The organism is Lachnospiraceae bacterium (assembly GCA_022794035.1).
GTDB lineage: Bacteria > Bacillota > Clostridia > Lachnospirales > Bianqueaceae > CALWPV01.
The window spans coordinates 37992-58913 of the sequence record JAAWDX010000009.1; the positions used below are offsets into that span (position 1 = coordinate 37992).

Annotated in this window: 17 protein-coding genes; 15 read left to right on the top strand and 2 right to left on the bottom strand. The window is 45.4% G+C overall.

The window, feature by feature from the left end; genetic code table 11:
* Positions 1-52: 52 nt before the first annotated feature.
* From HFE64_07965 to lepA, 7 genes are all read left to right on the top strand, one after another.
* Positions 53-2191 (top strand): DNA internalization-related competence protein ComEC/Rec2, encoded by a 2139-nt coding sequence (locus HFE64_07965; GenBank protein ID MCI8633395.1) that lies wholly within the window; start codon positions 53-55, stop codon positions 2189-2191.
* Complete coding sequence (gene holA / locus HFE64_07970) at positions 2188-3177, top strand: DNA polymerase III subunit delta (GenBank protein ID MCI8633396.1); 990 nt, start codon at positions 2188-2190, stop codon at positions 3175-3177. Before HFE64_07965 ends, holA begins: the two co-directional genes overlap by 4 nt.
* 157 nt (positions 3178-3334) lie before the next feature.
* Positions 3335-3598: a 30S ribosomal protein S20 gene (gene rpsT, locus HFE64_07975; GenBank protein ID MCI8633397.1), complete on the top strand. Its 264-nt coding sequence runs from the start codon at positions 3335-3337 to the stop codon at positions 3596-3598.
* A 144-nt stretch (positions 3599-3742) separates the two neighbouring features.
* Positions 3743-4579, top strand: a complete 837-nt coding sequence (locus HFE64_07980) for a GPR endopeptidase (GenBank protein MCI8633398.1) — start codon at positions 3743-3745, stop codon at positions 4577-4579.
* Between the two features lie 41 nt (positions 4580-4620).
* A complete protein-coding gene (locus HFE64_07985) occupies positions 4621-5787 on the top strand; it encodes a hypothetical protein (protein MCI8633399.1) in 1167 nt (388 codons plus the stop codon).
* A gap of 320 nt (positions 5788-6107) precedes the next feature.
* Positions 6108-6611 carry an AAA family ATPase gene (locus HFE64_07990; protein ID MCI8633400.1) on the top strand — a complete coding sequence of 168 codons (504 nt, stop codon included), beginning with the start codon at positions 6108-6110 and terminating at the stop codon, positions 6609-6611.
* A gap of 132 nt (positions 6612-6743) precedes the next feature.
* Positions 6744-8564: an elongation factor 4 gene (gene lepA / locus HFE64_07995; protein ID MCI8633401.1), complete on the top strand. Its 1821-nt coding sequence runs from the start codon at positions 6744-6746 to the stop codon at positions 8562-8564.
* 46 nt (positions 8565-8610) lie between these two features.
* Here lepA and HFE64_08000 read toward each other — a convergent pair whose 3' ends face one another.
* Positions 8611-9606 carry a prolipoprotein diacylglyceryl transferase gene (locus tag HFE64_08000; protein MCI8633402.1) on the bottom strand — a complete coding sequence of 332 codons (996 nt, stop codon included), beginning with the start codon at positions 9604-9606 and terminating at the stop codon, positions 8611-8613.
* Between the two features lie 233 nt (positions 9607-9839).
* Between HFE64_08000 and ychF the strand changes: the two genes are divergently transcribed.
* The 4 genes from ychF (at position 9840) to HFE64_08020 (ending at position 15383) form a co-directional block, all read left to right on the top strand.
* A complete protein-coding gene (ychF, locus tag HFE64_08005; protein ID MCI8633403.1) occupies positions 9840-10937 on the top strand; it encodes a redox-regulated ATPase YchF in 1098 nt (365 codons plus the stop codon).
* 21 nt (positions 10938-10958) lie between these two features.
* On the top strand, positions 10959-12569 hold the full coding sequence (locus HFE64_08010; GenBank protein ID MCI8633404.1) for a peptide chain release factor 3: 1611 nt from the start codon (positions 10959-10961) through the stop codon (positions 12567-12569).
* A gap of 17 nt (positions 12570-12586) precedes the next feature.
* Positions 12587-14260 carry a glutamine--tRNA ligase/YqeY domain fusion protein gene (locus HFE64_08015; protein ID MCI8633405.1) on the top strand — a complete coding sequence of 558 codons (1674 nt, stop codon included), beginning with the start codon at positions 12587-12589 and terminating at the stop codon, positions 14258-14260.
* Between the two features lie 61 nt (positions 14261-14321).
* Positions 14322-15383, top strand: coding sequence for a flippase-like domain-containing protein (locus HFE64_08020; GenBank protein MCI8633406.1), 1062 nt, complete (start codon positions 14322-14324; stop codon positions 15381-15383).
* 51 nt (positions 15384-15434) lie between these two features.
* On the opposite strand, the gene HFE64_08025 is transcribed toward HFE64_08020, so the two are convergent.
* Positions 15435-16775 (bottom strand): alpha-L-fucosidase, encoded by a 1341-nt coding sequence (locus tag HFE64_08025; GenBank protein ID MCI8633407.1) that lies wholly within the window; start codon positions 16773-16775, stop codon positions 15435-15437.
* 118 nt (positions 16776-16893) lie between these two features.
* Here HFE64_08025 and HFE64_08030 point away from each other — a divergent pair, with 118 nt between their 5' ends.
* From HFE64_08030 to HFE64_08045, 4 genes are all read left to right on the top strand, one after another.
* The gene (locus tag HFE64_08030; GenBank protein ID MCI8633408.1) at positions 16894-18759 is read left to right on the top strand and encodes a YgiQ family radical SAM protein; all 1866 of its coding nucleotides are present in this window, start codon (positions 16894-16896) and stop codon (positions 18757-18759) included.
* On the top strand, positions 18756-19697 hold the full coding sequence (locus tag HFE64_08035; protein MCI8633409.1) for a carbohydrate kinase: 942 nt from the start codon (positions 18756-18758) through the stop codon (positions 19695-19697). The genes HFE64_08030 and HFE64_08035 overlap by 4 nt, the downstream gene beginning before the upstream one ends.
* A gap of 75 nt (positions 19698-19772) precedes the next feature.
* The gene (gene fba / locus HFE64_08040) at positions 19773-20636 is read left to right on the top strand and encodes a class II fructose-1,6-bisphosphate aldolase (protein MCI8633410.1); all 864 of its coding nucleotides are present in this window, start codon (positions 19773-19775) and stop codon (positions 20634-20636) included.
* Between the two features lie 23 nt (positions 20637-20659).
* Positions 20660-20920 (top strand): DUF1294 domain-containing protein, encoded by a 261-nt coding sequence (locus HFE64_08045; GenBank protein MCI8633411.1) that lies wholly within the window; start codon positions 20660-20662, stop codon positions 20918-20920.
* The last annotated feature ends 2 nt before the right edge of the window (positions 20921-20922 follow it).

A 20922-nucleotide genomic window follows, 5' to 3' on the forward strand; every position in this document is an offset into this window, starting at 1 on the left:
TCCAACCGGTAAGTAAAACGGATTGGAGGCCTTTATGATTTGAGGAAAAAAGATGAAGAAGCGTCCTATTGTCTGGACATGTTTTGGATATATTGTTTTTTTGCTGATCATTTTACTTGTAAAGCCTGAATGGGGAGAGACTCTTTTTAGATGGAGCGCAGCAGAAGAGGAGGTAAAGAAGCGGTATGTGAATACCGGTGAAATACAAGGAGAGGTTTTATCGGTAGAAATCAAAAAGCAGCAGTATCAAATCAGAATCAGACTGCAGGATGGGACTATTTGTATCGGAATAGTGCCGATAGAAAAGCAGGTCTTTCCCGGAGATACGATTAAGCTAAAAGGAAAAGTGCGATGGCCAGAGCCGCCTGCCAATCCCGGGGAGTGGGATGGTCAGCTTTACGCAAGAACACACCGTTTTTCTTTTTATATGCAGGGCGAGCAGATACAAGTGATAGAAAAAGGAAAAAGAAGCTTGCAGAGGTTGCTTTTTTTGTGGAAGCAGCAGCTTTCGGATGGTATTGACAGACAATGGAGCATGCCATGGAGCGGCATTATGAAATCCATTTTATTGGGGCAAAGAGGAGAAGTAGAGCCACTGATTAAGGATACGTGGAGTCAGGCCGGGATTGCCCATGTGATTGCCATTTCAGGGCTGCATCTAACCGTGCTGTCGCAGGCCGTATTCTGTTTTTTAAAGCGATTTCAAAGGATTAGGACGGCTCAAGCAGAAACCATGGCTGTAATATGGCTGTATGTGGTCTTTACAGGCGGTGCCATAGCGACGCTGAGGGCAGCGTTGATGTTTACCATCCAAACATTGGCAGCTCTTTTAAACCGAGAGGAGGATACGCCGACCACGCTTGCTTTAACAGCAGGGATTCTTTTGCTGATACAACCATTATATCTTTTGGAGGCTGGGTTTTGGCTGTCTTTTTCAGCAGTACTGGCGCTCCGGTATGGAAGAGTATGGATTATGTCATTGCCTTTTCTTCCTTATCGAATCAGGAGAAAAATAGCGGCATCCTTAGCGGTAAGTCTTATGGTTACCCCCATTTCATTATGGTTTTTTTATCAGAGCTCTATTTGGGGATTTGTTTTAAACTTTTGGGTGCTGCCGGCAATGGGGGCTGTTATTCCAATAGGACTGGCCTCTCTTATGCTGGGAGCAATTCATCCGGCGCTGGGGGCTGGTTTTTCAGAAGTGGTACGATTTATTTTATGGAGTTTTCAAAAGGGAAGCGAACTTTTTTTGCAAATACCGGGAGGAATGCTGCGCGGACAGCCGTCATGGTACAAGCTGATCGTCTATTATTTGCTTTTAGGCAGTGTGATTTATTATTTTTCAAAGCCATCCCCGTACGGCAAGAGGATGGTGTATGGTCTATGTCTATCCGTACTGACGTTTATTTTGTTTTATCGGGTTTCTTTTTGGCGCATTATCTATTTGGATGTTGGACAAGGAGACTGTGCTGTGATAGAATGGAAGAACAGGGTGTGGATTATCGATGCAGGTCCGCAGTATGATTCGGTTTTAAAGCCATATTTGCTGCAAAGAGGTATTAAAGAGATTGAGGGAATTATTTTGTCGCATCCGGATTGGGATCATATAGAGGGGCTGCTTGCACTCTCAGAGGATTCGAATTTTAAGATTAAAGGATTGTGGGAAGCGCAGGAGAAAGTACAGGAGACCGAATATCGGCAGCAGCTGGAGCAAAATATCAGCAGGCAAGGCGGAGAAATCAGAAAAATCAGGGCCGGATATCAGCTGTCCTATAACGGAATGCACTGGAAAGCGATATCGCCGGTTAAGGAATATCCTGATATCAACCAAAGCTCTCTGGTTGTGCAGTTTCAAATAGAAGATATAAAGTTTCTTTTTACAGGTGATATAGATGTATATACAGAAGCAGATCAGGCTGGTCTATGGGAAAAGGTACAGATTCTCAAAGTGGCACACCATGGCTCCCGAAGCTCTTCTTCTTTAGAGTTTTTAATTAAAGTAGATCCTAGATTAGCCGTAATCAGCTGTGAACGTCAGCATGCCTATGGCCATCCGCATCCGGAAGTGCTTGAGCGGCTGCAGAAAGAGAATATTGAATGTGTTGTTACGGATGATGCAGGAGCAGTTTGGGTTGAGAATCGATGGGGAAAGGTTTGTTATTCTACCTTTAAAGAGGGAGGCACAGAGTGAAGCAGTTAAAAGAACAGATCCAGAAAAAGGACATTGGCAATTTATATCTATTTTACGGAGAGGAACGATATTTAATTGACATATATGAGAAAAGAATTAAACGAGCCCTGCTGCAGCCAGAAGATGAAATGATGAATCTGGATGTTTTGCAATCGCCGCAGGACCTCATGCAGATAGAGGCGAGCATAGAGACGCTTCCGTTCATGGCAGAAAAACGACTTGTGATTGTAAAAGAAAGCGGAGCATTTGATAAAGGGGGACGCCTGATAGAGCTAGCAGATAGAATAGGGCAGCTGCCGGAAACGACAGTACTGATTTGGATTGAGACAAAAATCGATAAACGCTCCAAGCTTTTCAAGGCTGTACAAAAATATGGCCGTGTGATTGAGTTTAAACGTCTGACAGAGCGGGAACTGCTTCTTTGGATTGAAAAGGAAGCACGGCAGAAAAAAACGCAGATCGATCAGCGCACAGCGTCATATTTTTTAAGCTGTACAGGAAATGATATGACACACATCTATACAGAGCTGGAGAAGCTGCTGAGTTATGTTAAAGAAAAGGGAGTGATCGAGCGACAGGATATTGACGCCATGATTACCCCGACGATTGAAAATAGTATCTTTAAATTGACCGATTATTTGGGCAGTCAAAGACCGGCAGCGGCCTATCAGATCTATCGTCAATTGATTGAGGATAATGAGCCGGTACAGCGTATTTTATATATGATTATTCGGCAGTTTCGGTTGCTGTACCGAGCTTCTTTGATGCAAAATGCAGATGCGGCTGCGGTAGCGAAGGAGCTGGGGGTACCGGGATTTGCAGCAGGCAATTATCAGATACAGGCTAAAAGGTTTGGTCAGGTGCGTTTAAAAGAGCTGCTGAGACATCTGTTGGAAATGGATGTAGCGATCAAGACAGGAGAGATGAGCGCAGAGGAAGCGGCCGATCTGATTATGCTGCAGTATGCCAAGCCATCTGTGCAGTAATAAGAAAATTTTTTAAAAGTCCTAAAATGGATTGACGAAACCCATAAAAACAGTTATAATGACAATTGTGTCTTAGTTTGTCCATTCTATTTTTACAATGCATATATCATATCATGTATATGCGTGCAATAAGAATCTCAGGAGGTTTCATCAAACAATGGCTAATATTAAATCTGCCAAAAAGCGTATTCTGGTTATTCGTACTAAAACTCTTCGTAACAAAATGATCAAATCCAGTGTAAAGACTGCTATTAAAAAAGTAACGGCTGCTTGTGAGGCAAAGGATGCTGCAGCAGCTAAAGCAGCACTTACTCAGGCAATTTCTGCGATTGATAAGGCGAAGAGCAAGGGCGTATACCATAAAAATAACGCAGCGCGTAAAGTTTCGCGTTTAACCAAGATGGTTAACAAAATCGCCTAAGTTTTATGTAAAAATAGAAACGAAGCGGTGAAAGCTGCTAAAGAGCACCTTTTAAGCGAAAGGCTTAAAGGGTGTTTTTTGTATATTTTTTTATATTTCGTCAAGAATAGAAGACATATATATGAAAGGAAAGAGGCTAGATCGATGAGAACAGATATAGCGCTGGAAGCATGTTTAAACGCAGCGGAAGAAATAACGGGGGCGGAGTGGACACAGGAAAACGGGGAAGACAAGGTCGTTGTGTCCACTGTGAAGATTACTACGCCAGAGGGCGCAAAACGTTTAGGCCGACCGATGGGAAAATATATTACTCTGGAATGTCCTTATTTGAGAGAGAATACGTTGGAAATCCACGAACGAATTATTGAGGGCCTGACTAAGATTTGGAAGGACTTTTTAGATACCTTTTCTAAAGCAAATTCTATTTTGGTGGTAGGGCTGGGAAACCGAAGGGTGACGGCCGATGCGCTGGGTCCGCAGGTTGTGGATCAGGTGCTGGCAACCAGACATATCCGTGAGCAGCTGCCAAAGGAATGGAAGGGGAATTTGGGAGTGGTTTCGGCGCTGGCGCCGGGTGTGATGGGACAGACGGGAATAGAAACGGGAGAGATCATTGAGGCGCTAGTGAAGGCGATTAGTCCGGATGTTGTGATTGCGATTGATGCTTTGGCGGCAGGTTCTATAGAGCGTCTGGTGAATACGATTCAGATCTGCGATACAGGCATTCAGCCAGGAGCGGGGATGGGAAACCGCAGACGTGAGCTGTCGGAGAAGACTTTAGGCGTACCGGTGCTTGCGGTGGGGGTGCCTACCGTGGTGGATGCATCAGATATTGCTGAAAAGGAAGATATGGATGCCTACTATGTGACGCCGAAAGATATGGATGTAGTGATGAAACGGCTTAGTCTGATGATTGCCAGCAGTCTGAATAGGGCGCTGCATCGTTTATCACCAGAAGAACTAAAGGCATATTTATATTAACTGCGCATATTCTGTAAAGAGTACAGAAGGGCGGTGAAGTAATGCGAAAGGTCATTTTGGGACTGTGTATGACCATGTTTTTGGCTGCTTTGCCAATGACGCAGGATGGTTCTATGAGAGGTTTTTTTATATCAATGCTGGACAGGGCATATCCTTTTGAGCAGGCGCGGAGCCTGATTACCAAAGAGGGTTTGTCAGAGGAAATGCTGGAAGACTGGGTGGAGGCGATCCTGCCTTGGGAGGAAGCAGGCCTGATTGGAACAGGAAAGGACGGGCAGGAGGAAGAGGACCCGGTGACTTGGCCGAGTGAGCTTGATGAAGCGGTGCTGGATGCGGCAGCAATATCAAGAGAGAACCAGTTTACAGGAATACCAACGGATTATTATGTAACCATACAGGAAAAACCACAGATTGATACGAGTATTTCTAGCTTAAAAGGCTTGTACAATCAAGAGCTTATTCAAAATTATGCTAAAACGGTAAGTTTGTATAATTATGACTCGGAGTCCATGCGCCCAAGTCCGGAGTTTATCAATGGAGAGGCGTTTATGCAGGAGGATCTTTCTTTGAATCTGCAGGATTTGGGGGATGAACCGACTGTTTTGATTTTTCATACCCACGGCCATGAGGGCTATATTGGAAAAGAAGAGTATGGGATTTTAGATGTAGGAGATTATCTGGAACAAATATTAGAGGAAAATTACGGGATCCAGGTGCTTCATCATAAAGGAATCTATGATGAGGGAGGCGTGAATGGCGCTTATACACGGATGGGCGAGGAAATTCCGCAGATACTGGCAGAGCATCCTTCGATTCAGATTGCCATTGATATGCACCGGGATGGCGTAGGAGAAAATACGCGGCTTGTCAGTAATGTGGATGGCCGGGAGGTAGCAAAGGTGATGCTGGTGACGGGTGTGAGCCGAAGCTTTGATGAAAATGGAGATTTGCAGCCGATTGAATATTTGCCAAATGAGAATTTGCATTCGGTACTGTCATTAGGCTTTCAGCTAAAAATGGCGGCTGATACGCTGTATCCCGGATTTATGCGTCAGTTATATCTTTCCAGCTGGCGATACAGCACTTATATGCTACCAAGGTCTATGCTGCTGGAGGTGGGGGCACAGACGAATACATTAGAAGAGGCGAAAGCGGCTATGATTCCGTTTGCACGTACTTTAGTTACGGTTTTATCAGATCAGGGATAAAGGAGTCGAAAGTATGATTTGATGAAAGGTTTGGGAAGTCATCGGTTGGCTGTATAAGCCGGATGGCTTCCTTTTATGTGGGAGAATATAAAAACTCTGGCTAGCCCATGTCCGCAATTTATGGTATAATACAGACACAGAATGACCGCAAGAATCCCGCAGGGATTCCTTGCCAAGTTCAGTGAGGAACGAGCTGAACTTGTGGTATACTAAGCGCAGCCAGATATATTTTGGCTAATCAAGTCCTTAAGCTGCCTTATAAGTCCGATATTGTACAAGAATTCCGTAGGGGTTTTAAAGAACGAAGGAGAGGCATATAGATGCAAAAATTGATCATGATAGCGGGTTCTCCCTGTGTGGGGAAAACGACGGTGACAGAGAAGCTTTTTACTTCCTATGAAAACAGTGCTTATTTTGATGGCGATTGGGCATGGTGCGTCAATCCATTTTCACTTGACGATCCGAGATTGAGAAATGGCGATAAAACAATGTCATTCGCGTTATCTACATATTTAAACTCTGGTTTTGATTATGTCTTTTTTTCGTCGGTAGTTCTTGTTGATAAATCAATTCGTGAAGCGATATTGAAAGATATAACGGCAAAAGAATATGCTGTTATTGGGATTACTCTGACCTGCTCAGAGGAAACCTTGCAGGAACGCCATAAAAAGCGGGGCGATGAAACTGAGTGCTCTTTTTTTTGGCTACATCTGAAACCATATGAAGGTGATTATGTTATCAATACAGATCATAAAAGTGTTCAGCAAATCGTTGATGAAATAAAAGGTATTGTAAATAATGAGGAAATGAATAGTGGAAATTAAAACAGAGGATGAAACATTTTTAAATTCCGTTTGAAAAGCTGGTTGCTTATTTGCCGGGATTTGCTATAATAAAGGCGTGACAACGATAAATATAATTAAAAATAACAAAGAGCACACGGAGTATAGGGGGAAATAGATTTGACGAATCAACAAAAGATACGGAACTTTAGTATCATTGCGCATATTGATCATGGTAAATCGACATTGGCCGATCGAATCATACAAAAAACAGGACTGCTGACAGAACGTGAAATGCAGGATCAGGTTCTGGATAATATGGATCTGGAACGAGAAAGAGGCATTACGATCAAAGCACAGGCTGTACGGCTTGTGTACAGAGCCCAAAATGGAGAAGAATATATTTTTAATCTAATTGATACACCAGGACATGTGGACTTTAACTATGAAGTTTCACGAAGCCTAGCTGCCTGTGAAGGGGCTGTTTTAGTCGTAGATGCTGCTCAGGGGGTAGAGGCACAGACGCTGGCTAATGTTTACTTGGCGCTGGAGCATGATCTGGAGATTCTACCTGTAATCAATAAGATCGATCTGCCTGCCGCAGAGCCAGAGCGGGTAAAGCAGGAGATCGAAGATGTGATTGGACTGGAGGCGGGGGATGCACCTCTGATCTCTGCTAAAGCAGGGCTTAACATAGAAGAAGTTTTAGAAAAAATAGTGGAAGTCATTCCGCCGCCGCAGGGAGATCATGAGGCGCCGCTGCAGGCTCTGATCTTTGACTCTCTGTATGATTCATATCGGGGGGTGATCGTTTTTTGCCGGGTTAAAGAGGGGTATATGAAATCCGGCATGAAGGTCCGGATGATGGCTACGAATAAAGAATATGAGATTGTCGAAGTCGGCTATATGGGCGCCGGTACGCTGATTCCAGCACAGGAGCTGTCGGTAGGGGAGGTAGGATACTTTACAGCGAGCATTAAAGAAGTAAGTCACACAAGAGTGGGCGATACGGTCACAAGTGTTGAAAATCCCGCGAAAGAAGCGCTTCCCGGATATAAACAGGTTCAGCCTATGGTTTACTGCGGTCTATATCCGGCAGACGGTGCTAAATATCCCGATCTTCGGGATGCACTGGATAAGCTGCAGCTTAATGATGCGTCGCTCTTTTTTGAGCCGGAAACATCTATAGCGCTTGGCTTTGGTTTTCGGTGCGGTTTTCTGGGTCTTCTTCATATGGAGATCATTCAAGAGCGGCTAGAAAGAGAATTTAATCTTGATTTGGTGACAACAGCGCCAGGGGTTGTTTATAAGGTTCATAAAACAGACGGGGAGCTGATTCTTCTTTCCAATCCCTCCAATATGCCCGATCCCGCCGAGATTAATTATATGGAGGAGCCGATTGTAAAGGCCGAGATCATGGTGCCGACAGAATATATCGGCACGATTATGGATCTGTGTCAGGATCGCCGCGGAGTATATCAGGAGATGGAATACATTGAAGATACAAGAGCAATGCTCACCTATCATTTACCGCTCAACGAGATTATCTATGATTTTTTTGATGCCCTAAAGTCCAGAAGCAGAGGATATGCCTCCTTTGATTATGAATTATTAGGATATGAACGTTCAGAGCTGGTACGTCTGGATATGCTGATTAATCGGGAGATGGTAGATGCGCTATCCTTTATTGTACATGAGAGCAAAGCGTATGAAAGAGGAAGACGGATTGCAGAGAAGCTGAAGGATGAGATTCCGAGGCATCTGTTTGAAATTCCCATTCAGGCCGCCATAGGCGGAAAAGTGATTGCGCGTGAAACTGTTAAAGCGATGCGCAAAGATGTGCTTGCAAAATGCTACGGCGGCGATATCAGTCGTAAGAAAAAACTTCTGGAAAAGCAGAAGGAAGGAAAAAAGAGAATGAGGCAGGTGGGAAATGTCGAGGTGCCACAGGCAGCATTTATGAGTGTATTGAAATTTGATGACCAGAAAAATTGATAAAGAAAAGCTCAGAAACAAGAAGTCTTGTTTCTGAGCTTTTTGCTTAGTCCCATAAATCATCATCTTCCTCTTTGGGATCGTCCTTTGAATCCGGATTGGAAGAAGAAACAGACGAGAGTTCATCTAAAAGAGAAGCTTCTGTCTCAACCTCGGGAGCAAATTTTTCCTCTGATAGCTGCTGCTTTTGTTTTTCAATTCGATATCGGAAGGAATAGATGATCATCAGCAAAACACCTAAGAAAACGAGGCAGATAGAGACGACTACCGAGACCGGTACAGAGGTATTCCAAAGCAAAAGCTGATCCGTGCGCAGGGTTTCGATGAAGGCGCGGCCAAGTCCATAGCCGATTAAATAAGTAAAGGCAACCTGCCCTTTGAATTTACGATGCTTCCAAACCAGAAGCATGATGGCTAAAATCAGCAGACACCAAAGAGATTCATATAAAAAGGTGGGATGTACCTGAATGTAGCGAACGCCGCCAGCCTTAATCGCCTTTTGGGTAAGCTCAGTTGTTGTGTAGGCGGCTGTCTCAACATTAAGCCGCATGGCAAAAAAGGTATCGGTATAGCCGCCGAATGCCTCTTGGTTAAAGAAGTTCCCCCAGCGGCCGATTGCCTGTCCTAAAATTAAGCCCGGCATGGCAGTATCGCAAAGCTGTAAAAGAGAATATTTTTTAATTTTGCAGAAGATGGCGGCAGTGAGAACGGCACCGATAAAACCGCCATATATAGCAAGTCCGCCATTTCTAAGATTGAAAATACTCCAGAGATCGTTTTGGTATTGATCCCAAGAGAAAATGACATAATAAAGTCTGGCGCCAATTAAAGCGAAGATCAGGGCATAAATCAGAAAATCTAAATATAAATCGGGATTCTGATCGGATTTTTTAGCTAACCGCCTGGCCAAAAGAAGTCCGGCAATAACGCCAAGCATAATGATAATGCCGTACCAAGCAATATCAAGGCCAAACAATGAGAAAGCGGTCTTGCTTAAATGAGAAATTTCGATTCCTAAATAAGGAAACCAAATATCGGGCATAATAATCCTCCATTCAAGAAATAACAAGAACTTAAAAAAACTTTAATCTGAAAGTAAGCAAACTTAAAGCCTGCTCCGACAGGAAGAACTTGAAATTTCCATTTTTTATGATACAATGTTACAAGTATACATCAAATAATGAAATATGCCAATAGATTTTTTGTAAACATTCATTTGAAGGATGATCGCAGGCATGGCTGTGCGGCGTACTCTAGGAAAGGGATAAAACATATATGAAACTAGGAATCGTAGGACTTCCCAATGTTGGAAAAAGTACCTTATTTAATTGTTTGACAAAAGCAGGAGCGGCGGCTGCCGCTAATTATCCGTTTTGTACGATTGACCCCAATGTTGGCATGGCGGCTGTGCCGGATGAAAGATTGAATGTACTCACGAAGATGTACCAGTCAGAGAAAACAACACCGGCGATTATTGAATTTGTCGACATTGCCGGACTGGTGCGCGGAGCCAGTAAGGGAGAAGGACTTGGAAACCAGTTTTTATCACATATTCGTGAAGTCGACGCAATTGTGCATGTCGTGCGCTGTTTTGAGGATGACGATATTATTCATGTCGATGGCTCCGTAGATCCGCTGCGGGATATTGAAACAATCAATTTAGAGCTCATTTTCTCTGATCTTGAAATGCTGGAGCGGCGTAAGGCTAAAGTGGCGAAACAGGCAAAGGGAGATAAAAGCTTGCTGCAAGAGCTGAACCTAATTGAAAAGGTGAAGGAAGCGCTGGAGCAGGGAGTCCGCGCTAAAAACATAGAGCTGGAGGAAGAAGAAAAAGCACTTTTAGACAGCTTCCAGCTGCTTAGTGCTAAACCGGTGATTTATGCAGCGAATGTCCTGGAGGATGATCTGGCGGATGACGGCGCTTCTAATGCCAATGTAGAAAAGGTACGCATTCATGCACGGGAGCAGGGCGAAGAGGTATTTGTAGTATGTGCCAAGATCGAGGAAGAGATCTCCTCTCTTGATGAGGAGGAAAAACAGCTCTTTTTAGAAGAACTGGGAATCAGCAGGTCAGGGCTGGATCGGTTGATCGTTGCCAGCTACCGGCTCTTGGGGTTGATTAGCTATCTGACAGCAGGGCCGACAGAAAGCCGTGCATGGACAATTGAGCGGGGGACGCTTGCGCCGCAGGCGGCTGGAAAGATTCATTCAGATTTTGAGCGCGGGTTTATTCGCGCCGAAGTTGTGGCTTATGAGGATCTGATTGCCTGTGGATCCTATACAGCGGCAAAGGAAAAAGGATTGGTGCGTTCAGAAGGAAAGGAATATGAAGTAAAAGACGGAGATGTCGTATTGTTCCGTTTTAATGTTTGATAGTGGAGGAAAACTAAGTTCATGGCAGAGTTGGTTTCTAAAAAAGACAGGGAAGAGATTGAAAAAAGAAGGACGTTTGCAATCATCTCCCATCCGGATGCCGGCAAGACGACACTGACAGAAAAGCTGCTGCTGTATGGAGGCGCTATCGCAGAAGCCGGAATGGTAAAGGGTAAAAAGAATATGCGCCATGCGGTGTCCGACTGGATGGAGATTGAAAAGCAGCGTGGTATTTCGGTGACTTCCTCTGTTATGCAGTTTAGATATGAGGGCTATTGTATCAATATTTTGGATACGCCGGGTCATCAGGATTTCTCAGAGGATACGTATCGGACGCTGATGGCGGCAGATTCGGCCGTGATGGTGATTGACGGCTCCAAAGGCGTTGAGGCGCAGACGAGGAAGCTTTTTAAGGTTTGTCGTATGCGCGGCATCCCGATTTTTACCTTTATCAATAAGATGGACCGGGAGGCAAAGGACAGCTTCGATTTGATGGCAGACATCGAAGGAGAGCTAGGAATTGAAACCTGCCCTGTGAACTGGCCTATTGGATCAGGAAAAGGATTCCAAGGGGTTTATGATAGGCAAAGAGGCGAGCTCATTCAGTTTATGAATGCGGAAGGAGCTGGAAACGGCAATAAGGAAGTGCAGGCGATTCAGCTGAGTCTGGACGATCCGGACCTGAAGGCGCATATTGGAGAAGCCGCATTGGAAAAGCTGCTAGAAGAGCTGGAATTACTGGATGGGGCTGGTCATGAGCTGGATATGGACATGGTGAACCGCGGTGAATTATCACCGGTATTTTTCGGTTCTGCGCTAACCAATTTTGGTGTAGAGCCCTTTTTGAGGGATTTTTTGCAGATGACAACTTCGCCCCTGCCGCGAACCAGTAAGGATGGCGTTGTAGATCCATTTGATTCTCATTTTTCAGGTTTTGTGTTTAAAATCCAGGCCAATATGAATAAAGCCCATCGTGACCGCGTTGCTTTTATGAGAATTTGTTCTGGCACCTTTGAAAAGGGAATGGAAGTCTTTCATGTACAAGAAGGAAAGAAGATCAAAATATCTCAGCCCACGCAGCTGATGGCGCAGGATCGTTCTATTGTGGATAAAGCTTGGGCAGGGGATATTATCAGCGTGTTCGATCCGGGAATCTTTGCCATCGGAGATACACTCTGTGATGCTAGACAGATTGTGGAATATCAGGGAATTCCCACCTTTGCCCCTGAGCATTTTTGCCGCTTGCGGCAGGTGGACACATTAAAGCGCAAGCAATTTATTAAAGGGACAACGCAAATTGCACAGGAAGGTGCTATCCAGATCTTCCAGGAGCCGGGCAAGGGCATGGAGGAGGTCATTGTCGGGGTAGTGGGAACACTGCAGTTTGATGTTTTGAAATATCGGCTCAATCATGAATATAATATCGAGATCCGAATGGAGATGCTGCCTTATGAGCATATTCGCTGGATTGAAAATAAGGAGCTGGATCCGCAGACCTTAACGCTGACATCAGACACTAAGATCGTGCAGGATTTAAAAGGAAATTATTTGCTTTTGTTCGCAAATGAATGGAATATTGACTGGGCCTATCAGCATAATGACGATTTGAAATTATTGGAGTTTAATAAATAATTGAAATGGAGATTACGATGAGCGAAGAAATAAGAAGAGAATTACCGGAAGCAGAAAATTTCATTGAACGTGAAATCAACAGCGATTTGGAAAAGGGGATTAACACAGAGGTCTATACGCGGTTTCCGCCCGAGCCAAACGGATATATGCATATTGGACATATTAAAGCAATCTGTGTGGATTTTGGCACGGCGGAGAAATATGGGGGGAAGTGCAATCTGCGCTTTGATGATACCAATCCTTCTAAAGAAGAAACCGAGTATGTGGAAGGCATTATGGATGATATCCGCTGGATGGGATTTCAGTGGGATAAAATGTTTTATGCTTCCGAATACTATGATCAGCTGTATGAGTTTGCAGTGAGGCTGATTAAAAAGGGTGTGGCATATGTGGATGATCTTTCGCAGGAGGAGATGCGTGAATATCGCGGAACTCTGACAGAGCCAGGCAAGAACAGCCCCTATCGCGACCGCAGCGTGGAGGAAAATCTGGATCTCTTTACGCGTATGAAAAATGGAGAATTTAAAGAAGGCGAGAAGGTTCTGCGGGCTAAAATCGATATGGCATCGCCGAATATCAACATGAGAGATCCGGCGATGTACCGAATTACGTATGCACATCATCATCGGACGGGAAATAAGTGGTGTATTTATCCGATGTATGATTTTGCACATCCGCTTTCTGATGCACTGGAGGGGATTACTTATTCTCTGTGCAGCTTTGAGTTTGAAGATCATCGTCCGCTTTACAACTGGTTTATTGAACAGGTGGGAGGATTTGATCATCCTCCGCGTCAGATTGAATTTTCGCGCATGGAAATTACAAATGTAGTAACCAGTAAGCGAAAGCTGCGGGCGCTTGTGGAAGGCGGGATTGTAGAAGGATGGGATGATCCGCGGATGCCTACGCTGGCAGGCCTGCGTAAGAGAGGCTTTACGCCCAGCTCTATTAAGAACTTTATTACAAGTACGGGAGTTTCTAAATCCCGCGGATCGACAATTGATTATCAGTATTTGGAATACTGTATTCGTGACGATCTGAAGCTGGATAACAAGCGGATTATGGCGGTGCTGGACCCCATCAAGGTAGTGGTGACCAATTATCCGGAGGGGCAGATTGAATATTTTACGGTGGATAATAATCCGGAAAACCCAGAGCTTGGAACGCGCGAGGTTCCTTTTAGCCGTGAGCTTTATATTGAACGCAGTGATTTTATGGAGGAACCGGAGAAAAAGTTTTTCCGGATGTCTCCCGGACGTGAAGTACGCTTGATGGGAGCCTATTTCGTCACCTGTGAAGAAGTGATTAAGGATGCTGACGGAAATGTTACGGAGATTCATTGTGTGTATGATCCGCAGACCAAGGGCGGCAACGCGCCGGATGGACGGAAGGTAAAGGGAACCATTCATTGGGTGAGTGCAGAAAAAGGGGTGCCGGCAACAGTGCGGCTTTATGAGCATCTTTTCCAGTATGATGAAGAGCAGGAGGATTATGTGCCTAATCCAGATTCTATTCAGATTATGGAACAGGCTGTGATTGAGCCCTCTATTTTAGAGGAAGAGCTGGGACAGAGATTTCAGTTTGTCCGTAACGGCTATTTCATTACAGATCCTTCAGATTCTAAGCCGGGACATCTGGTTGTCAATCGAATTGTGGCACTTAAAAGCTCCTATAAGCCGCAGAACGCATAGAAGAGTTGATCGGGAGAAAGGAAGCAGGAAGCTAATGTAACGCTTCGGAATGGAGATGAGTATGAGTCAGGCAGGGAAAATGAGCGGAAAGAAACATGCGCTCAGTCTTGCATTCTTAATCGTTTTGATCATAGGCACCTTTGCGTTTCTGTTAAAAGATATTGGCATAAAGGGATTGATCAAGGCGGTTGAACAGGCGGATACGGGATATATGCTGCTGGCCTTTATGATGCTGCTGCTATATCTGGCTGCAGAAGGAGAGGCGATTCGCTCTATCACAAAATCCTTAGGCTATCCGGTTAAACGGCGGAGAGGCTTTGTGTATGCTTGTACAGATTTTTATTTTAGCGCCATTACGCCCTCAGCCACAGGCGGTCAGCCTGTATGCCTGTATTATATGAGTAAAGATCATATACCGGTGTCGGTTTCTGGGCTAGCGATGCTGCTGCATACCGTTGTGTATAAATTGATTCTCTTGCTATTAGGCATCTGGGCTCTTATGGCAAAATGGTCATTTTTTGCAGAAGGAAACTGGACGGTGAAGCTTTTATTTGTCGTAGGGTTTATTATCAATGTGATTGTGATCATTGTCTGCCTGCTGGCGATGTTTTCTCAGAAAGTGATTCACAAAATTGCGATGGGAATCATTCATTTGGGAGTAAAGCTTCACATGGTTAAAAAACCAGAGGAGACCATTCAGCGGCTTACAAAATCGTTAAAAGAATATGAAACGGGAGCAGAGTACATTCGTTCACACTGGTTTTTAGTAGCTAGGGTTTTAGTGATCACTTTTGTTCAGCGCATTGCTATGTTTTCGATCTCCTATTGGATTTATAAGGCGATGGGAGGACAAAAATATAATTTATATGATATGATGGCATTGCAGACGCTGATTGCTATGGCGATTGATTCCTTGCCCCTTCCTGGAGGAATCGGGGCTACGGAGGGTATATTTACAATGCTGTACCGAGCGATTTACGGAGCCAGTTTGATTCCCGCACTGATTTTGACACGGGGCATTAATTATTATTGCGGGCTGATTGTGAGCAGTACGGCAGTGATCATCACGCAGTCCCGCATTGTAAAGCAAGAAAAAATAAAGCAATTAAAAGAGCAGAAATAAAAAAATCCGGCAGCTAGTGAAGTGATTGGCTGTCGGATTTTCATATATAGATTAAAAAACTTGTATACAGCGAAGCTGTACCTGATCGCGCGCGCCGGTAATCAGGAGCGTTAAATTTTTCGCCTTTACCGGCTTAGATAAACAGCAAATTTTTTTGTGACCAATTGTTGTACCGCGATAGATGACAGTATCGATTCCCTGATCAGTCAAAATACGAAGCTGAAAGCTCTCGGTGCGCTGCCCTTGAGCGATGTCTTCCATCAGCGTTATATAATGAAATTCATACTCGTGTGGGAATTCCAGATGCCACATTGCCTGCGTGTCACTCAGTCTTTCATAGCTGGAAATTGCCAGAGGAGCTAAGTCATGAGAAAAGGCAGTTTGAATTTGAGAGCCGAGCTCCTGCAGGCGCACAACATCCTCTTCTGCAAAAAGCCCTGAAGGCATGGGCGGAATGTTTAAATTAAAGCAGGTATTGCCGCCCACAGTGTGAAGATAGGTCTGAAAAAGGCGGTCCAAAGAATGGGGCTGCTCCTCCGGATGATAAAACCAGCCGGGACGGATCGACATATCAACCTCTGCCGGACAAAATACAAGTCCTTTGGAATACAAAATATTCGATAAGGAGCCAATATCAGGATCCGGATTATACATATGGCGTAAGCTTCCGCTTAAAGGACCGGGGCCGCTTTGGATGGGGCTGCGGTGACAAAGCTCAGAAGGCACCACCGCCCACTCCGCATAGCGTGCGTTGCCGGCTTCATTGCCGCACCAGCGCACATCGGGGCCATAGTCATTGAAAATGACGGCCTGAGGCTGATACTGACGGATAAGAGCGATATAGCGATCAAAATCGTATTCCTGCTTTTTTCCATTAGGGCCTTCGCCGCAGGCATTATCAAACCACACGCAGAAAATATCGCCGTATTGTGTGAGCAGCTCAGTAAGCTGGTTGCAATAATAATCGTTATAAGCGGGGCTGCCGTAAAGCTTTGAGTTCCGGTCCCAAGGAGAAAGATAAAACCCAAATTTTAAGCCGGCACGCCGGCAAGCATCGGAGGCTTCCCTTACGACGTCTTTTTGGCAAGGACTGTTTTTTACACTGTGCTCAGTATAGGCAGAAGGCCAGAGGCAAAAGCCATCATGATGCTTAGCCGTTAAAATGAGTCCCTTCATGCCAGCGCTTTGGATGGCACGTACCCATTGATCACAATCGAGCTCGGTTGGGTTAAAAAGAGCAGGGTCTTCCTGGCCGGTGCCCCATTCTAAGCCAGTGTAGGTGTTAGGACTGAAGTGCACAAAAGCGTAAAATTCAGTATCGAACCAGCGCAGCTGATTTTCAGTGGGGTGTACAGAGGCCGCCTCTTTAAGAAAGGTTTTAAAATCCTGCATACATAATCTCCTAAAGTTTTTATTTTATCTTACTGCAATGGCATAGGGGATGTCAATTGACATTATGAAAAAAGGCGACTATAATCATAAAGACGCATTTTATAAAGGAGTGTAGCGGATGAGAAGTGATTTTATTCCCACGCAGCCGGAGGATCTGGATGGTCCGCTGGATTATATTTTAATAACGGGAGATTCTTACGTGGATCATCCGAGCTTTGGCACGGCGCTGATTGGTCGGTATTTGCAAAAGCTAGGCTATAGCTGCGGAATTATCGCACAGCCTGAGTATCATACCACAGCAGATTTTATGCGCTTAGGGCGTCCTGTGCTAGGATTTATGATTGCCGCAGGCAACATGGACAGTATGGTCAGCAATTATACGGTGTCTAAAAAGCGCCGCCGTCAGGACTATTATGCGCCAAACAAGGAGCCAGGACATAGACCCGATAGAGCGACAATTGTATACTGCAATCGTGTGCGAGAAGCTTTTCCACATGTGCCCATTATTATTGCGGGCGTGGAGGCTAGCCTAAGGCGGTTTGCGCATTATGATTATTGGGAAGATAAGGTGCGTCGTTCTATGCTGGTGGATGCAGGTGCGGATATGCTGATATACGGTATGGCAGAGCGGGCGACAAAGGAAGTATGCGCACGGATGCGGGCAGGAGAGAGGCTTTCTGAGATACGAGGCGTGCCGGGAACCTGTTATATGACGGATGAGCTTCCGGAGCATGTAACGGAGATCGCTTCTTATGAAGAAGTAGCATCAGATAAAAAAATCTATGCAGAGTGCTTTGCAATGCAATATTTAGAGCAGGATCCGATTCGGGGGAAAAGTCTGGGACAGCGTCACGGAGATAAATATGTCATAGTAGAAAAGCCGGCGATGCCGCTAAACCGGCAGGAGCTGGACGAGCTTGCAAAACTGAAATTTATGCGGACATGGCACCCGGATTATGATGAGGTTGGCGGTATTGCAGCAGCTGCAGAGGTCAAATTCTCTATCACGGCCAACCGCGGCTGCTTTGGAGAATGCGCCTTTTGTGCATTGGCTTTTCATCAGGGCAAGATTGTACAGTCACGTTCTGTAGAATCCATCGTGGAGGAGGCCAAAGAGCTGATAAAGCTGCCGGATTTTAAAGGCTATATTCATGATATTGGCGGACCAACGGCTAATTTTATGCGGCCGGCATGCGATAAGCAGCTGACGCAGGGAAGCTGCCGAGGAAAACGGTGCTTATCGCCAAAGCCGTGCCCTAATTTAAAGGTGGATCACAGAGAATATTTACAGGCACTGGAGGCCGTGCGTAAGCTGCCGGGCGTTAAAAAGGTATTTGTGCGTTCAGGCGTGCGCTTTGATTATGCGCTATTGGATCCCTCTGATCGATTTATTTGGGAGCTATGTCGAAATCATGTCAGCGGCCAGCTGCGGGTAGCACCGGAGCATATTGCACCGGCAGTGCTGAATTTGATGGGAAAGCCGGAATGTCAGGTGTTTTCTGCGTTTGAAGACCGGTTTAAACAAGTAAATGAAAAACTGGGCAAGGATCAGTACATGGTTTCATATTTTATGTCCAGTCATCCTGGAAGTACTTTAAAAGAAGCGGTCCTTTTGGCTGAATACATGCGGGATCATCACATCCATCCAGAGCAGGTGCAGGATTTTTACCCAACGCCGGGAACTAGAGCGACAACTATGTATTATACTGGTTATGATCCTATGACAATGAAAAAGGTATATGTACCTAAAACCTATGAAGAGAAGGCTATGCAGCGGGCGCTACTGCAATACCGAAATCCGCAGAACCACGAGCTCGTAAGAAAGGCGCTGCGGATAGCGCACCGAGAGGACCTTATTGGTCTAGGTCCCAAGTGCTTAGTGCCGCCTGACGGCAGGAAAGCAGAAAGAAAAGAAAAAGGGATTCGAGAGGAAAGAAAAGTTAAACATACACCGCGTTATGCGAAGAGAAAGGGAAAACGATGAGCAAATTAGATTTAGTATCGGTTGGGGAGCTGTTAGTTGATTTTACACCGCTGGAGCAGGATGGGTTTCAGTACAATCCGGGCGGAGGCCCTGCCAATATGGTGTGTATGGCGGCAAAACTGGGGATGAAGACAGCCTTTGTCGGACAGGTGGGGGCGGATGCCTTTGGAAAGAAATTGGCGGCGAAGCTTGCAAGCGAAGGGGTAGATGTGTCTGCACTTTCGTTTTCAGAGAAATATCCAACAACGCTGGCATTTGTTCATTGGGCTGAAAATGGAGAACGGAGCTTTAGCTTTTATCGGCATGGAGGCGCCGATACAATGCTCGAGGTCAGCAAAGAGGCGCTGGAGCTGATTCAAGATGCTAGTTATTTATTTATGAGCTCTGTGATGATGGCAGAGGGAAGCTCTAGAGAAAGCTGCTTTCAAATGATGGAGTATGCTAAATCAAAGGGAGTCAGAATTGCCTTTGATCCTAATCTGCGCAGAAATTTGTGGGATTCGGAGGAAGCGGCGAAGGAGCAGATCGTAAGGGCGCTTCCCTATGCGGATGTGGTGAAGGTATCAGAAGAAGAGCTGGAGTTTATTACAGGCTGCCAAGAGCCTGAGCAGGGAATGGTGCGTCTGTTGGACGAATTTCCTACGATTCATCTGGTTTTGGTTACCTTGGGAGAAAAGGGAACGATTGTCGGCCATGCCGGCGGACAGATTGCGATGCCTTCTTATGAAGTAAAGGCCATTGATACCACGGGTGCCGGCGATGCATTTATGGGGGCTTTTTTGTCCTTGCTAATCAGGAGTGGGCAAACGCCGGAGCAGCTGCGGCTGGAGGAGGCGGAGCAGATGGTTCGCTTTGCGAATGGAGCAGGCGCGCTTACTACCACCAAAAGAGGCGGAATTGATGCACAGCCCTCTTTGGAAGAAATTCTTGCAATCTGACAAGGTTTGACTTATAATAGAATGGAAATTTAAGGTTTCTTTTGGGTTCTATTAACTATTTAGGAGGAATTTATCATGTTAGTATCCGCAGCAGAAATGCTCAAAAAGGCTAAAGCAGGTCATTATGCCGTAGGCCAGTTTAACATTAACAACCTAGAGTGGACCAAGATGGTGCTGCAGGCAGCACAGGAGAATCAGTCCCCTGTTATTTTAGGCGTGTCTGAAGGCGCTGGCAAATATATGACTGGTTTTAAGACGGTGGCTGCTATGGTGGCCGCTATGGTGGAGGAAATGGGAATTACGGTTCCGGTGGCTCTTCATCTGGATCATGGCAGCTATGAAGGTGCTAAGAAATGTATTGAAGCTGGTTTTTCTTCCGTTATGTTTGACGGCTCTCACTACGGAATTGAGGAGAATATTCAAAAGACGAAAGAGATCATTGAGCTGGCACATGGTCTTGGCATTTCTGTAGAGGCTGAGGTTGGCGCGATCGGCGGCGAAGAAGACGGCGTTGTAGGCGGCGGCGAAGTGGCGGATCCTGAGGAATGCAAACAGATCGCTGATTTGGGCGTTGATATGCTGGCGGCTGGTATCGGCAATATTCACGGTGTATATCCTGAAAACTGGCAGGGACTTAATTTTGATGTGCTGGCTAAAATTCAGGAGAAGACGGGTACGATGCCGTTGGTGCTGCATGGCGGTACCGGTATTCCGGATGATATGATTAAAAAGGCGATTGATCTGGGCGTATCTAAAATCAATGTCAACACAGAGTGTCAGCTGGTATTTGCCGCTGCGACCCGCGAATATATTGAGGCTGGTAAGGATCAGCAGGGCAAAGGCTTTGATCCGCGTAAGCTGCTGGCGCCTGGTGCAGCTGCGATCAAAGAAAAGGTAACGGAGAAGATGCAGCTGTTCGGGTCTGTTGGCAAGGCTTGAGCGAAGGTTTCAAAATAGGAGGGCTGGTGCTTTATTGGCTGGGCATTAACTTAATTGCATTTTTGCAGTTTGGGGCTGATAAACGGCGGGCCCGAAAGGGAAAATGGCGTATCTCTGAGAGAATGCTCTTTTTTACGGCTATGCTGGGCGGCAGTGCCGGCAGCATATTAGGCATGAGGCATTTTCATCATAAAACGCTTCACCGAAAGTTTGCAATTGGCCTTCCTGTTTTATTGCTGTTTCAGAGTATTCTGATGATTTGCATAGGGTATGCACTGTTTTAGCA

Bases quoted from the DNA above. Each gene is read 5' to 3' on its own strand.
- HFE64_07965 (MCI8633395.1), top strand. From the start codon at position 53: ATGAAGAAGCGTCCTATTGTCTGGACATGTTTTGGATATATTGTTTTT.
- rpsT (MCI8633397.1), top strand. From the start codon at position 3,335: ATGGCTAATATTAAATCTGCCAAAAAGCGTATTCTGGTTATTCGTACT.
- HFE64_07980 (MCI8633398.1), top strand. From the start codon at position 3,743: ATGAGAACAGATATAGCGCTGGAAGCATGTTTAAACGCAGCGGAAGAA.
- HFE64_07985 (MCI8633399.1), top strand. From the start codon at position 4,621: ATGCGAAAGGTCATTTTGGGACTGTGTATGACCATGTTTTTGGCTGCT.
- HFE64_07990 (MCI8633400.1), top strand. From the start codon at position 6,108: ATGCAAAAATTGATCATGATAGCGGGTTCTCCCTGTGTGGGGAAAACG.
- HFE64_08000 (MCI8633402.1), bottom strand. From the start codon at position 9,606: ATGCCCGATATTTGGTTTCCTTATTTAGGAATCGAAATTTCTCATTTA.
- ychF (MCI8633403.1), top strand. From the start codon at position 9,840: ATGAAACTAGGAATCGTAGGACTTCCCAATGTTGGAAAAAGTACCTTA.
- HFE64_08010 (MCI8633404.1), top strand. From the start codon at position 10,959: ATGGCAGAGTTGGTTTCTAAAAAAGACAGGGAAGAGATTGAAAAAAGA.
- HFE64_08015 (MCI8633405.1), top strand. From the start codon at position 12,587: ATGAGCGAAGAAATAAGAAGAGAATTACCGGAAGCAGAAAATTTCATT.
- HFE64_08020 (MCI8633406.1), top strand. From the start codon at position 14,322: ATGAGTCAGGCAGGGAAAATGAGCGGAAAGAAACATGCGCTCAGTCTT.
- HFE64_08025 (MCI8633407.1), bottom strand. From the start codon at position 16,775: ATGCAGGATTTTAAAACCTTTCTTAAAGAGGCGGCCTCTGTACACCCC.
- HFE64_08030 (MCI8633408.1), top strand. From the start codon at position 16,894: ATGAGAAGTGATTTTATTCCCACGCAGCCGGAGGATCTGGATGGTCCG.
- HFE64_08035 (MCI8633409.1), top strand. From the start codon at position 18,756: ATGAGCAAATTAGATTTAGTATCGGTTGGGGAGCTGTTAGTTGATTTT.
- fba (MCI8633410.1), top strand. From the start codon at position 19,773: ATGTTAGTATCCGCAGCAGAAATGCTCAAAAAGGCTAAAGCAGGTCAT.